The following is a 13,107-nucleotide window of genomic DNA, read 5'->3' on the forward strand; positions in this document are numbered from 1 at the left end:
CTGCTTCAATAATTTTCAAGCTGTTTCTGCATCACCCTCTATTTATTGCAGCATTGCCATAATTATTTTTTTCAAAAGTTTAATGTGTGGAACTCTAGGTTTTATTCTATTCTGACTAATCTCCAATGTGTAGCGGTTCTGGTACCGTTACCTATAAAACTCTAAAAAATGGGAAACGCGATCGCTGTCCTCTGTGTTTTAAATTAATGGACAGCAGAACAGGTCAAATTAACCCATGAACCTCCCCCATCAGCAAGCCTACTTCTGTATGTTCAACAAACTATTAAACAGGAAAGTCTGTCATCGCCCGATTGTAAGTTTCTTGAATCTCCTGAAGACTCGGCGGTGAGTCAAATATCAAAGACTGCTGAATATAAAGCCCAAAAAAGTATTAAATAAAAGCCTTGAATCTTTTTTCAATTTGACTTGGAAGATTCAGGATAACTTTTAGGGTCGGGTAGTCTCCTAAATCTACCGATAATTAACCAGTCACCGCACCGAGAGCAATACTGATTAATGGGTTCGCGCAGCAGGTTCATCGGGTACGGACTCGCATCGAGCGCGAATCTGACTATGGATCGCTGAGTTCTTCTGTGTTTGCGTCGGATTCGGTTGCGATCACTTCTAGTTCCAGTTGAGGCTGAGGTTCTGTTGTGTTTTCTTCGAGTTCCGGTTGAGATTGGGGTTCTATTGCGATCGCTCTGGGTTCCGATTGGGGTTGGGGTGAGGTTGCGATCGCTTTGGAGGATTCCGATTGAGGTTCCGTTGCGATCGCTTCCGGTTTAGATTGAGGCTGAGGTTCTATTGCGATCGCAACGGAATCCGGTTGAGGTTGGGGTTCTGCTGTGTTTCCTTCGAGTTCCGATTGAGGTTGGGGTGCGGTTGCGATCGCTTTGGTTTCCAGTTGAGGCTGAGGTTCTATTGCGATTGCGCGGAGCGCAGTGGCGGAGCCAATCGCTCTGGGTGAGGATTCTTCGAGCGCCAATTCCTTAATTTTGAGTGCGGTATCACGATTAACTGGGGAGAGAACTAAAAGCCAAGTGTCGCGCTCGTTTATGGAGTTAGTGCTGTTTGGCCACTGCCGCATTATTCTCGTTTTATCTTAGCGAAAGCCTGCTCGGATTGCAATGCGTTAATCTTCCGGTTTGCGAGGCAATCTCCGCATCATATTGTTGAATTCGGTGAGTAAAGAGTGTCATTGGTTATCCTCTCCAATTCATTTGTTTAATGTGTCGGGTTTGGGAAGTGTTGCGACCCCCGAATTAATTTTCTTGGAACTTAACCTATTCTCACCCTAAATTGATTACTTCGTCAATATAGAGAATTGTCGATAGAAGTTTTATAACGAATAAGATAGAAACCGTGCAGTTTGTATGATTTAAGTAGGTCGGCGGGAAATATTATCACTATGTAACGAAACGTTATATTAACAATATTATCGGGGTTGGAAAAATAAGCCCCCCGTCCGTCTTCTATATTAAATTCTTGAAAACTATGAAATAAGTTTCCTCCCCGAACTGTAATTGTTAGTAGTCCGAACTTGTCAGAATTCAATCTCATTAACAGTTTTTTGCCGTTGCTCAACTGATTCAGCGTCAAACTGTGAGGCAAAGTTATTGAGTTGTTTGGCGATCGCTAGGTCGGAGTTCAACATACTCGGGGCAAGTTTCGCAGAGCGGGCTGTTTTTTCCTCCAAATATCGGTCTACCTTTGGTGTTGGAATAGATGAACGATTCGGCATCCCTACAACTGCGTTCGATGTCCGGTTTTTGCCCTATTGGTGTTTGGATTAAATAGGGTTTGCCCAAAGATGTTTTTCGATGCTGGAGTCTACAACAAAAAATCCAGCAGAAAACGGGATAAAATATTGGTTTCATCCGTTCACGGCCGATGAATTGGCGGTGCTTGCGGATGACTCGCGAACCGAGTCAAGATGAAACTAGACTCTGCTTAAAAACTCGTGAAAGTAAAGTAATTACAGCTTTAGGAGTCAAACCTAAAGGTTTCGTACAATAAAATTTTAAATCTTATTATATATAGGTCGCGATCGCTCCGAAAAGCGGAGAAAGTTTCTTCCTGGAGTTCTCACATTTAGATGGAGATTGTTTTCAAATATTTTTAGACCACTTATCTCAATCCTATCCGAGCTATCAGAACATTATACAACTAGATAATGGTCTTTTTCACGCAGGCAGTAAGCTGAAAATACCTGATAATATTTTACTTATTTTTCAACCGCCTTACAGCCATGAGTTGAATCCAATTGAACGAGTATGGCATGATTTTAAACAGCATCTCAGATGGGAAATTGATCAAGATCTAGAACAACTTAAAGATAAAGTTCGTTCTGTAATTGAAGGCTTCTCTCCAGAAATTATAGCATCTTTAACTGGATGGGATTACATTTTAGAAGCCCTGGCTACTGTTGCATAACTTTTTAGAAATGGTATCAGAACACTTTATGAAAACTACGCAGGGTGTATTGAATCAAGACCCCGACTTCCCGATTTTCTCAACCCCCAAGCATGATTTATTGCTGAGGAGATCGAAGAAATGTCCCTCTCGTACTTAGGGTGATAAGGGAAGGTTATAATCTAGCCGGAGCAAGGTTTTAAGCTTTCACTCTTCCCAAAAATTGTATGTTTTGATATTTTTATACCACTCAACATCCAACGCTGCTATAGCGATCGCAAATCAGTTGTGATATGAAGTTCAGGAGTATAATCAACGTACAAATGGAGATGGCGATACTGCTCCGCAACACCGAAGTGAACGCAACGTCGGTATGAATGCTAAGAAAAACTCTTCGCGCTGCGGCGATAACTGATTAACCGGACTTCATCTGAGAATGGAATTCCCTTCGGTGATTCGGTTTGACCCACAAGCTGTCTCATAAATCATTCCTGATTGCTATATTTTTTACTATTTTTCAGTCCTGAGAACTTCATTAATTAGAAAAATCAAAACCCAAAATAAATGATCGGAGTTTAAAATTAATTTCATAAACGTAAAATTAGGATTAGAATTATGAGAACGATTGTCTGATGAATTTTGCAGAAAAATTGGATTAATTGGACTTGAGGTGGGACAATTTTCTTCGGGATATGAAATGGGAGAAGATTGGGATTGTTTTAAATCTTGTTGTTCTGATGGCTTGGGAGTAAAAATGTCAAATACAGATTTAATCGGTTTTTTAGGTTGTGGAATTGAAGGGAGTTTTATAGAATTTAACGGGCTTTCAATATGCTCCTGAACTTTGCCAAATAGATCGGAAATTTTGTCAGAAATTTTGGGCTTTTGTGACTCATCAGACGAACCGCTAATTTCTTGAGATGGATTAATTTCCGACTTAAATAGATCGGAATTTGGCTGTTCACCCCGGCGAATTTTAGATGAAGCGAAAGGAATACTCGGAGAACTGTAAGAAGGAATAACAGGTTGTGATTCTTCTTTAACTTGTGGCGGTTGAGTCTGGGTAAAACTTAACCAATCTTCCGGTTGCCAAATTATAGAATTTATCTGATCACTCGGTTCTTCTGACCGAGAAACAATGTTTGCTGTCAAGACAATACGCCGCTTAAAATTAGCAGAAATGATAAAGAGATTACCATTAATTAAAATATTTTCTGGAAGTTCTTCCAAATAGAGTTTGACTTCATTGTGACCGGTATTCAGGTGAGTAGGTTCTACATCTACTCCAGAAATATTACTAACTAATTGACAGTCAACCGGAACTATAAGTCGCAATAAAAATTGATAAGCATTTCCAGAAGATAACTGACCTAAATGTAAGGTTTCTGGATATTTCCATTCTCCTTCCTCTTGCGGTAATCCCATAACTGTTCCTCGAACTTTTATATCTTCAAATTTTAAATTTTCACCTGATTTAACTTGAACTGCACATTGTTCTTCAAGGGTTATGTTGTTCTCCCCCGTAACTTCTACAATCAGATTTCGTAACGTCACTTCCTCCGACTGAATCAAAATAACAGGCCCTTTTTGAGACCAAATACTTGCTCCTTTTCCTTCTATTGTGATTGGGCGATTCAATAAGATTGGCCCCGAAAACTCACTGTTTGGCGGCCATAATTCTATTATCGCCCCCGACGGTAAAGAATTCAGTTTTTCTTGAAAAGCTTCTGTTGTGGATGGAGTCCAATGTTGTTTGATACTAGAATTTTGAGTGGTTGGTGAGTTGGTATTTTCAAGAACAGAAATTGGTTTTTTTTGAGCTTGATATGAATCAAAGTCTGCTTTTTTCATACCCGTTTTTGAAGGTTGATGATTTGATTTTTTCCCATGATCTAGATTCTATTGTTTGACTTTAAGCTTTAATCATCTGAACCTGAACCAAACGACCATGCGGTTCTTGAGACAGTCTAAATTGTACGCCGTCTTCTAAAAGAATAGCACGACTAGGAGTAACTAAGCTTCCTTTGGGAGAAGTGAGTGAAGTCAAATTTTGATTAATTAGAAGCCACTGACCTTCGTGAAACACGCAATAGGCTTGAGGCGTTCTGTCCGCTTCTTCTCCGGGGAAAACATTATCAAAAGCGTGCCATTTAAACAAGGAAATATTGGGATAAATCACCAGTTGACCATCCAATGTCCACTGACCTGATCGCGTTTCTTTTCTAAATGTAAAAATCGGAATTTTGCTTTTGGGTTTAGCTCCACAAAAAGGACATTCAATCCGAGATACATCGTGTAAAATAAACCACTTACTCGGACAATAGTTGTTATGACAAGGAAATAATAAATCCCAGGTTTTTATTAGTCCCCGCTCCCATTCTATCGCACCGGGACGTTCATTCGGATGCTGTAAACCCTTAACAAAAGCTTTCTCAAATAACGAACTTAAATAGGGGCCTAAACGGGTATAAGGAATCTTTAAATCTTTGAGACGGTTGGAAGTATCTGTCGGATGCTCGATAAAAAGTGCTTTTGATCCCATTTCCAAACGTTCCTGTTCTTCAGCCGAATTTGCTTTATGAGTTTTTGGTCCTTCTAAAGGATGACGATTCAGCAAATATTGATAAAGTAAAACAGCAAGTGCGTGCTGATCTGTTACGGCTGAAGGATGTTTTCTTTGGGGATTATCTAAGGGTAAATGAATGGTAGATAATACTTCGGGAGCAATATATCCGCGTGTTCCTAATACATCGGGTGGAAATAATCCCGGAACGACTAAAGAATCAATATCAATCACCACACATTCTCCCGAAGAGGGATCGATAAGTACATTTTTATTGGATAAGTCAGAGTGAGCAAGTCCGGCTTGATGAAGACGGCGAACAGTACGAGCTAACCGAATACAAATTTTAAAGTAATTAATCCAACTTCCGCATTCTTCTGGAGGTAATAATCCTCGAAGTTTGGGTTTTACAAACCAGGTACTTTCTTTCTCTTTTCCGATAAAATTGCCTTGAGAAAAGAAATAGTTTTTTGGATAAGTGGGTGCAACAAAGCCCAACTGTGGTTTAACAATAATTGCAGTCGGCCAACAAAACAAGTTTTTAAAATAATTGCCATTCTGACTTATTGTTGGATTGTAGCGACCCAAAATAGCTTCTAGTCGAGCCTGACGAAAAGGATCTAAAGCCGCGTTTTGGTCTTTATAAAAACAAACAACGGAAGATCGATCGCGACTAAAATAAACAAGTTTCATTCCCCCTTCGCCAATGACATTCGGAAGATACTCAATTGTACTGCCGTCTGCTAAAATTGCTTGATTCATAAGTTAATTATCCTCCCGATATAAAATCACTAATGTACGGTCATCAAATGAGCCTCGTTTGTAATAGGAATCGAGCCAAATTTTTAATTTTTCTTCTGGGGTGATATTTCGACAAGATTCGGACATTCCCGAGGAAAGAATCCCGGCGGATAATAAGGCTGGGGATTTAACAACTTCCGAAGGCGAACGATGCAATTCTTGAGCATATTTTTCTAAAGAACTAATTTCAACTATTTTGGGTTCTGTGGTATCATTGGCTAATAAACGTTTGACCTCTTGACGAAAACGATACTTAATATCTTGAATTCCCGACAAATTGCCGAGTCTGGTATGGCGAAGATGAGAATTAATTTCTATTTCATTAGCTTGACGGATGGGAATCACTTGATTGAGAATCAAATCTCCATACAATTCTAAAATTCTCGGTTCTAAGGGAAAATAGTCATCCGCAACGCCATCTGTCATCACCATTAAGGCTTTTAATTTTCCGGGGAAAACAAAAGTATTTTGAATTAAATTTTCTCGTTTAATTTTATTTTCTGAGGTTAAAAACTCAGTTTCTCCCCCATGTTCCCCACTGTCGGCTTTCCCCAAAAGCTTCAAATTTCCTTCTTGAGATATGGCGGCGATCGCACCATCTCCGACTTGACAACTCCACACCAAACTATAAGATTCTTCCGCAACTTTTATTAAGGTATGAACGGCTAAAAGTAGAGTAGCTGAAAAGTCCTTAATATGGGGTCTTTTATGGTTTAAAACTTGGTAATAATCGGTTAGATTGTAGCACTCGTCAGCTTTTGCTTTCACGGCTTCATAGGCTTTTTGTACGGCGATGTGAAGGGCTGTTTGAACTTCATTAAAATCTTGACCAACAAAAGACCAATCGGATTTTCGTTGTAAGTCATTCGATAAAATTTCGGTTGTTTCTCGTTGTCTAATTGTACAATTTTTTAGAATTTCTGATAAATATTGAACCGCAGCTTGACAAGAAACTTTTGCACCCAAGCGGGATAATTTTTTAGAACCCGCACCATCAGAAACGGCAATAATTGTCCAGTTTTCACTAATTTTAAACTCAAACCAATCATCACAGTTGGTTCCATTGTGCTTGTGCATTTTTCCTCGCACTCTAGCACCAATAAGTTTAAGTTTATCAGGGGTTTCCTGTGCTTTAAAATCAAATTCTGAATGGGGAGCGGGTTCATTTTGAGGTAGTGAATTATATTCCCAAGGTGCATCAACTGTTGTCTCCGTTGGGGGATTTTCAGATGCTTGTCTGTTTAATTGTTCGGGCTGTTGTTGTGAAGTCTTAGATTGTATTTCTTCTGGTTTAAAAGGCACAATTCCCCCAAAATTGTTTGAATGGTTTGGCTGTTGAGACTCGGGATTAGTTAAACTCTGTTGTGGGGGTGAATTTTGGGATAAATCGCGGGTATTTTCTGAATGATTTGGTGATAAATTTTCTCCTAAAACTTCTCTAATTTTAGCTTTTATTTTTAGTTCTATTAAATTTCTGATTTGACTAAGTTGTTCAGAGTGATACTGAGAAAAATCTTGAAAAAAGGAATTTAATAACTTCCTAGAAAACTTGTCTATTTCTTCCTCGAGATTGGAGTGATTAGGAATTTTAAGTTTAATTTCCGGTAACTTTTCTTGCAGGCTTTTCACAACTTCATCAATAATCTGATTCTGCTCTTGATGAGATTCTCTTATCTCATTCCATTTCAACGACAAGGTTTTAAACAAGTCTTCTGAACTGAGTTTTTGAACAATCTCACGAATTATCTTTTCATAATCATGTTGGTTTTGCATATCTTTACTATCATTAGTTTAGCCGGATTTTCATGTATTAGAGTGAAGGGGAGTTCATAGCACCCCGCAGGGTACTATGAAAAGCATTTTTAGGGGACAATTTGAATCCCTTGAGGTGGGGGTGGTAGGTTAATCGGTTGATCGTCTGCCATGACTTGAGCTACACTTTGAGAAGTTTGTTTAATTGATTGTGAAACCCATTTAAAGAATTGTTTGAGCGTATCGGGTTGAAGATTATCGAGTTTCAGAACAATTTCTGTAATTCGTTTGAGAAGCTGTTCATCGGCGCCGGAACCTGCTGCACAAGCAATAATATTTGCAGGTTTTTTCTTTTTGAGTTCATCGGCGGCTTTTTCCCAACTATCGGTGGGCATTCCATCTGTCATTAAGAAGACTAATGGTTTCCAATCTCCTTTTTGAGTGTCGCTGGTTTTACGAACTTCTTGATCGAAAGATTTAGTTAATAGTTTTAAAGCGGCGCCGAGAGAGGTTGTACCTCCTACGGAAAGATGGGGGGGATTAAAGGATAACAACTCTGTCAACGGACATACTTGTTGTGCTGTGCTTTCAAAAGTAATTACAGAAAGGTAAGCCGTTTCAATCGCATAAGGTTCGGTTTTTAACTCCGCAACTAAAGCTTTAACTCCTTGGTTAACCGCTTCAATTGGATCGCCCGACATCGAACCAGAACAATCTAAAACCAGATAAATCGGTAAGCGACGTGTTGACATTTTACTCCTTGAATAAAAGTTGAAAAAGCTGACGGTTTGATTTTAAACCCAAGTCAAAGTTTGTCGAATTCTCTGTCCATAAACTTCTAATTCAAACCATTCACTATCCCCCGGTAGCGAGAATGTTACCTTAGCGGGTAAACCATCCGTATACCTTTTAACGATTTTTCCCGAGGAATCATATAAAGTTCCAGTGGGAGCGACAATTTTGTTCTCGTCCACTACTTCGGCAAAAATCTCGACTAAACCACTCATTTCCGAGGCGATTTTATGATCCCAAATATCAACCCCCGTATCGGTAGCCAAATCATCAAGTTCTTCTAATTGAGTCTGATCAATTTCTTCTCCTACTCCAATTAAAACACATTTTACGAGATGTCGTTTTCCAAATTTAATATTTTGACAAAGTTGAGTGGTATATTTTTTTACTTCCTCTAAATCGTCTAATTTTCCATCCGTAATAAAAATGTACATTCCCCGTTTTGCATCCACAAAACGTTCAATAAAATACTTGATCGCTGGCGTGAGTACCGTACCCAAACCAAACTTCATTTGTGTGGGACCACTCACTTCTAATTTTTGACATTGTGCTTCATCAAAGTCTCCTAAAACCTCGATATTATCTCCCGCACCACCCGCCCAATAAATAACAGTTGTTTCTCCATCTGCATCGAGACGACTGGCTAAATAAGTAACAAATTCTTGTGCGAGGGGCTGTACTATATTTTCACTGCGTTTGAGATATCCTTTTTTGATTGCATCTTCATAGGCTTTCGGTTGAATGATTTTAAAGGTTTTCCCATCTTGTTCTTGTAGGGTTATCCATCCTTTTTTCTCGTACTGAGTATGAATTTTTTCCGGAATTTCTCCCAATAAACTCCGCCCATACAATCCCCTCATTGACGCGCTCGCATCCAAGGCGATTCCGGTTTGCCAACCTTCGGCTTCTTCTCCTTGGGGTTCCATCAAAATTGTAAACAAAACGTCAATTTTATCGGCATTTTTTTTAATATTAACTTCTCCAAATTCTTGGGCAACAATATTACTGGGAAGTTGGCGGCTTCGGGGGGAATTAGAGCTTTGACTTGACATCATCACGTTTTCCTATGAAATTTAGAGGGTTTTTCAATTTATGACAATCCTTCGGAAATATCTTGAGTAATGCTTCCTCCCGGAAATTCTAAAGTAAACGCAGTGGAACCCGGTGGCAAGAAAAACCTTAATAATGCAGGTACACCATCGGCATATTCTTGACAAACTTTTCCAGATTGATCGAGAATTCGACCCGAACCAATTACGATTGTTTCTTCCGAAACTAGCTCTTTAAAAACCTGTTCAAGTTTGTTCATATCGCTGGCTAATTGATGATCCCATATGTCAATACTTTGCCCAGATGAATCTTTTAATCCCTTTTCTTCAAACATATTATCGAGTTCTTCCATTTGCCCCGCATCAACTTCATCCCCTACGCCCAAAAGTATAAGTTTAAGGAACGGCTTTTTTTGATTGGCAATTTCTTGACCATATTGCCAACAATACTGTTTGACATTTTCTAAATCTTCAATAATTCCATCGGTGACAAAGACACACAAAGCCGCAGGTTGTTTCACGCCTCGAGCCGGAGCATCTTTAAATTTTTCGGTAAAATACTGTAAGGGTGGTAATAACTTAGTTCCCCTTCCCCAAGGTAACTTTTTAGGGCCGATAATCGAAATTGTTTGTATTTGTTGGCTATCAAATTCTCCGACTACTTCGACTTGAGAACCATCGGGACTACAAGCCCAATAAATTAGATCGACCTTGCCATTAGAAGAAAAATTAGCTAAGTAATTAATCATGGTACGAGTCACGGGTTCTACCACGTTGGGAATGCTAGCTGCGGCACCAAAAACACCTCCAACAACCCCACTGACTCCATACATTTTTTTCATGGAAGCGGAGCCATCAAGGGCTAAACCCATTCGTACTCCTTCCAAGTCAGGAATAGTTAAAATGGTAGCGACAATCTTTAAGTCCCCGCTACTTTGCTTGAAAACGTTAACTTCGCCAAACGGCTCAACGACATTAGATAGCTGCATTTAAAAATTCTCCAATTGCTATCAGTTTACATCAGAATGTATTGGACATATAACCGTAGATATCCTGAATTTTGAAAAATAGGTTAGTCTTATTTGGATTGAAAGTCTAAGTAAATTCACGGAGTCTACTTGGCAATCTTTACCCGGACTAAAAAGATGATTTTCGACTCACCTATTAGAAACATATCAGCCCACTCAGGATATTTTACGAAAAGCTTTACATTTCTTGACGGAGTAGCACCTATTGATTCAAGAACATCTGGAGGTAGGCATCTCAGTAAAATCTTATTTGGAAATATCTAGTGCCATATATATTGCCCTTAAAATCAACAAATTACCAAATATCTTGAACGATTGATTGCGGGGTTGACAAGTCATGCAAAAACTTAATATAATTGACCGATTATTATTTATTATTTATTTTAAAAGAGTTTCTCGCTTTATAGCAGGTGAACTATTTTTCCGATGCAGTCCAGGCTGAACCTCCTCCAAAAAATAATTCACCTTATTCTGACTTAACTGACTGTCAACATTCAACCAACCGTTATCCCAAACAACATCCAGAACTTTTAGATAAGTTTGCCAAACATTCTTTTGTTTAAAGGTTTCATAGTGTTCTTCTGTCGCCTTATCAATGAATTCTAAATCTTCATCAGAATAGCGAGGAGTTGGATTACCTTTTCAACTGAACGTCATCCCGGCGTTTTCCAACCTGCAACTAAACCGCCTGCATAGCAACTCGCTTCTAACAAAGTCGCATCATAACCTTGTTTTGCAAGGTGATACGTTGCGCCTAAACCCCCCCAACCCGCACCGACAATGACACGGCAGTTGCTCTCTTACGAACTTCGCTCTCGCCGGAAACCGCCGAGCCGCGAGTTCGCGCTCTACGCAGGCGTGACCCCAAGACCGCACTGCCTCAACTTTTGGAGATTGTATTTCAGACATATTTGGTTAAATTTTAGAGGTCAGATTTGATGATGTTAAACAAGCGTTTGAGGATGAATAAACTGATATCCTGCTTCTTGAATCTTTTGACTAGAAACCCGCACATTATAAGGTCGATTATTTGGAAGAGAGACATCCCAAGTGACGTTCTGAAGGTCGTATTTTTCACACATTAAATCGATTAATTCTCGTCGAGTGAGACTAGAATTATCAACTAAATTGTAAATCCCTTCTAACTGATGTTGACGGCTAAACTCTATCGCCCCGACAATATCATCTAAATGTACCCAAGCCGTCGGATAACGACCATTTCCCGGTTGAGTTGTCCCGAACATTCGACTAAATATTTTGACAATTTCTCGACCTGGCCCATATATTCCCCCCAGTCGCAAAATACAAACTTTCAGATTTTCGGAGGCTAAATCTAATAATAGTTGTTCGGTTTTATAGATAATCTGTTGATTTTTATCAGCCGGAAAAACGGGTGAACTTTCATCAACTGTTACTCCATTTTGATCGCCGTATAACCCAAAACTTCCCGTATAAATTAAATGCTGAACTTCAGGAACTTGAGGTAAAACTGTTGCTAAGGTTTGGGCGGTTTTCTGATAAGCGAGTTGATAGGCTTGCGGATCTCTGCCTTTTGATGCTACACTTAATAAAACAGTATTTTGACCCTGCAAAACTGACTTTAACGCCTCTGGATCATTCCCATTAACAACCACCACTCGGTTAGCGATCTTTTCTAAACCTTCTACCCGTCCCGGTGTTGTTGTTGTAGCAGTTACAGTTAACCCAAGTGTTTGACTCCAATAACGAGAAACTGCACTCCCGACATAGCCACAGCCAATAATTGCAATATTCATGGATAATGATTGTTTGATAAAAACCTTTATTTATGATAGCAAGCTTAAGTCTTTTTTTCAGAATCTACTTTTTGAAGTCTCTGACTTAGGACAACATTCCCAACTGTTTCAACCCGAGAAACAAAGCCGCCACTGTTCCCGCCACACAAATTTTCCCTTGGCTAATATATTCTATCACTTGCTCAACGGGAACTAAAATGACTTCTATTTCTTCAGTAATATCTAACTGACGTTCTTGTAACCGTTGAACATTAGATGCTAAAAATAAATGAACTGAATTTGTATCTTTCACCGGATTATCGTATAATGTTGCTAACTTGATCATCGATTCGGCAACATAACCCGTTTCTTCAGTCAGTTCACGAGTTGCAGCGAATTCTGGACTTTCTTCAGTCGGGGAAAAACTGCCAGCCGGTAACTCTAATAAAACCTCACCAACGCCATGTCGATATTGACAAACAAAAACGATTTCATTTTGCGGTGTTATCGGTAAAACCAAAGCAATATCCGGGCGAACATTCACAAAAAAATCATCAATAATTGTTCCATTGGATAACTCAACCGTATCTTTTCTGACGCGACACCATTGATGATTAATGATCAATTGAGAATCTAATTGTTTCCACTTTGCTATTTTTTTCATTTCTTTAAATTTATAGAAAGTGACCGGTACAAAGGAAAAAAAGGCGGGTTTATTAATGTTATTTGTGAGAAACATACATTTGTACAGAACCCTTGGTGGGAAGGGCGGGTTTATTAATGTTATTTGTGAGAAACATACATTTGTACAGAACCCTTGGTGGGAAGGGCGGGTTTATTAATGTTATTTGTGAGAAACATACATTTGTACAGAACCCTTTGTGGGAAGGGCGGGTTTATTAATGTTATTTGTGAGAAACATACATTTGTACAGAACCCTTGGTGGGAAGGGCGGG

13 protein-coding genes are annotated in these 13,107 nt (G+C 39.2%); 2 read left to right on the forward strand and 11 right to left on the reverse strand.

The genetic code is table 11. From position 1 onward, the window contains the following. Positions 1–571: 571 nt before the first annotated feature. Complete coding sequence (locus tag WN50_RS07810; protein ID WP_046277385.1) at positions 572–1,087, reverse strand: hypothetical protein; 516 nt, start codon at positions 1,085–1,087, stop codon at positions 572–574. A 456-nt stretch (positions 1,088–1,543) separates the two neighbouring features. After that, a complete protein-coding gene (locus WN50_RS07820; protein WP_046277387.1) occupies positions 1,544–1,741 on the reverse strand; it encodes a hypothetical protein in 198 nt (65 codons plus the stop codon). Positions 1,742–2,046: 305 nt separating this feature from the next. Between WN50_RS07820 and WN50_RS07825 the strand changes: the two genes are divergently transcribed. Continuing rightward, positions 2,047–2,433, forward strand: a complete 387-nt coding sequence (locus WN50_RS07825) for a transposase (RefSeq protein WP_152964742.1) — start codon at positions 2,047–2,049, stop codon at positions 2,431–2,433. Between the two features lie 489 nt (positions 2,434–2,922). On the opposite strand, the gene WN50_RS07830 is transcribed toward WN50_RS07825, so the two are convergent. The 6 genes from WN50_RS07830 to WN50_RS07855 form a co-directional block, all read right to left on the reverse strand. Beyond that, entirely contained in the window at positions 2,923–4,263 is a 1,341-nt protein-coding gene (locus tag WN50_RS07830) for a right-handed parallel beta-helix repeat-containing protein (RefSeq protein WP_049558647.1), read from the reverse strand. Between the two features lie 61 nt (positions 4,264–4,324). Further along, the gene (locus WN50_RS07835) at positions 4,325–5,737 is read right to left on the reverse strand and encodes a serine/threonine protein kinase (RefSeq protein ID WP_046277388.1); all 1,413 of its coding nucleotides are present in this window, start codon (positions 5,735–5,737) and stop codon (positions 4,325–4,327) included. Between the two features lie 3 nt (positions 5,738–5,740). Continuing rightward, the gene (locus WN50_RS07840) at positions 5,741–7,549 is read right to left on the reverse strand and encodes a PP2C family serine/threonine-protein phosphatase (protein WP_046277389.1); all 1,809 of its coding nucleotides are present in this window, start codon (positions 7,547–7,549) and stop codon (positions 5,741–5,743) included. A gap of 89 nt (positions 7,550–7,638) precedes the next feature. Next, positions 7,639–8,280, reverse strand: a complete 642-nt coding sequence (locus tag WN50_RS07845) for a vWA domain-containing protein (protein WP_046277390.1) — start codon at positions 8,278–8,280, stop codon at positions 7,639–7,641. A gap of 42 nt (positions 8,281–8,322) precedes the next feature. Beyond that, positions 8,323–9,375, reverse strand: coding sequence for a vWA domain-containing protein (locus WN50_RS07850; RefSeq protein ID WP_046277391.1), 1,053 nt, complete (start codon positions 9,373–9,375; stop codon positions 8,323–8,325). Positions 9,376–9,410: 35 nt separating this feature from the next. After that, positions 9,411–10,358, reverse strand: a complete 948-nt coding sequence (locus WN50_RS07855) for a vWA domain-containing protein (protein WP_046277392.1) — start codon at positions 10,356–10,358, stop codon at positions 9,411–9,413. A gap of 449 nt (positions 10,359–10,807) precedes the next feature. Between WN50_RS07855 and WN50_RS34580 the strand changes: the two genes are divergently transcribed. Next, positions 10,808–10,960 (forward strand): hypothetical protein, encoded by a 153-nt coding sequence (locus WN50_RS34580; protein WP_160315357.1) that lies wholly within the window; start codon positions 10,808–10,810, stop codon positions 10,958–10,960. A 90-nt stretch (positions 10,961–11,050) separates the two neighbouring features. Here WN50_RS34580 and WN50_RS31925 read toward each other — a convergent pair whose 3' ends face one another. The 3 genes from WN50_RS31925 to WN50_RS07865 form a co-directional block, all read right to left on the reverse strand. Further along, a complete protein-coding gene (locus tag WN50_RS31925) occupies positions 11,051–11,179 on the reverse strand; it encodes an NAD(P)-binding protein (protein WP_342586743.1) in 129 nt (42 codons plus the stop codon). Between the two features lie 162 nt (positions 11,180–11,341). Further along, a complete protein-coding gene (locus WN50_RS07860; protein ID WP_046277393.1) occupies positions 11,342–12,172 on the reverse strand; it encodes an NAD-dependent epimerase/dehydratase family protein in 831 nt (276 codons plus the stop codon). Positions 12,173–12,257: 85 nt separating this feature from the next. Then, positions 12,258–12,815: an NUDIX hydrolase gene (locus WN50_RS07865; RefSeq protein ID WP_046277395.1), complete on the reverse strand. Its 558-nt coding sequence runs from the start codon at positions 12,813–12,815 to the stop codon at positions 12,258–12,260. Positions 12,816–13,107 lie beyond the last annotated feature (292 nt).

This window comes from Limnoraphis robusta CS-951 (genome assembly GCF_000972705.2).

Excerpts from the sequence above, each read along its gene's own strand:
- WN50_RS07855 (WP_046277392.1), bottom strand. The coding sequence starts at position 10,358 with ATGCAGCTATCTAATGTCGTTGAGCCGTTTGGCGAAGTTAACGTTTTC.
- WN50_RS07840 (WP_046277389.1), bottom strand. The coding sequence starts at position 7,549 with ATGCAAAACCAACATGATTATGAAAAGATAATTCGTGAGATTGTTCAA.
- WN50_RS07845 (WP_046277390.1), bottom strand. The coding sequence starts at position 8,280 with ATGTCAACACGTCGCTTACCGATTTATCTGGTTTTAGATTGTTCTGGT.
- WN50_RS07835 (WP_046277388.1), bottom strand. The coding sequence starts at position 5,737 with ATGAATCAAGCAATTTTAGCAGACGGCAGTACAATTGAGTATCTTCCG.
- WN50_RS07830 (WP_049558647.1), bottom strand. The coding sequence starts at position 4,263 with ATGAAAAAAGCAGACTTTGATTCATATCAAGCTCAAAAAAAACCAATT.
- WN50_RS07865 (WP_046277395.1), bottom strand. The coding sequence starts at position 12,815 with ATGAAAAAAATAGCAAAGTGGAAACAATTAGATTCTCAATTGATCATT.
- WN50_RS07820 (WP_046277387.1), bottom strand. The coding sequence starts at position 1,741 with ATGCCGAATCGTTCATCTATTCCAACACCAAAGGTAGACCGATATTTG.
- WN50_RS07860 (WP_046277393.1), bottom strand. The coding sequence starts at position 12,172 with ATGAATATTGCAATTATTGGCTGTGGCTATGTCGGGAGTGCAGTTTCT.
- WN50_RS07850 (WP_046277391.1), bottom strand. The coding sequence starts at position 9,375 with ATGATGTCAAGTCAAAGCTCTAATTCCCCCCGAAGCCGCCAACTTCCC.
- WN50_RS07810 (WP_046277385.1), bottom strand. The coding sequence starts at position 1,087 with ATGCGGCAGTGGCCAAACAGCACTAACTCCATAAACGAGCGCGACACT.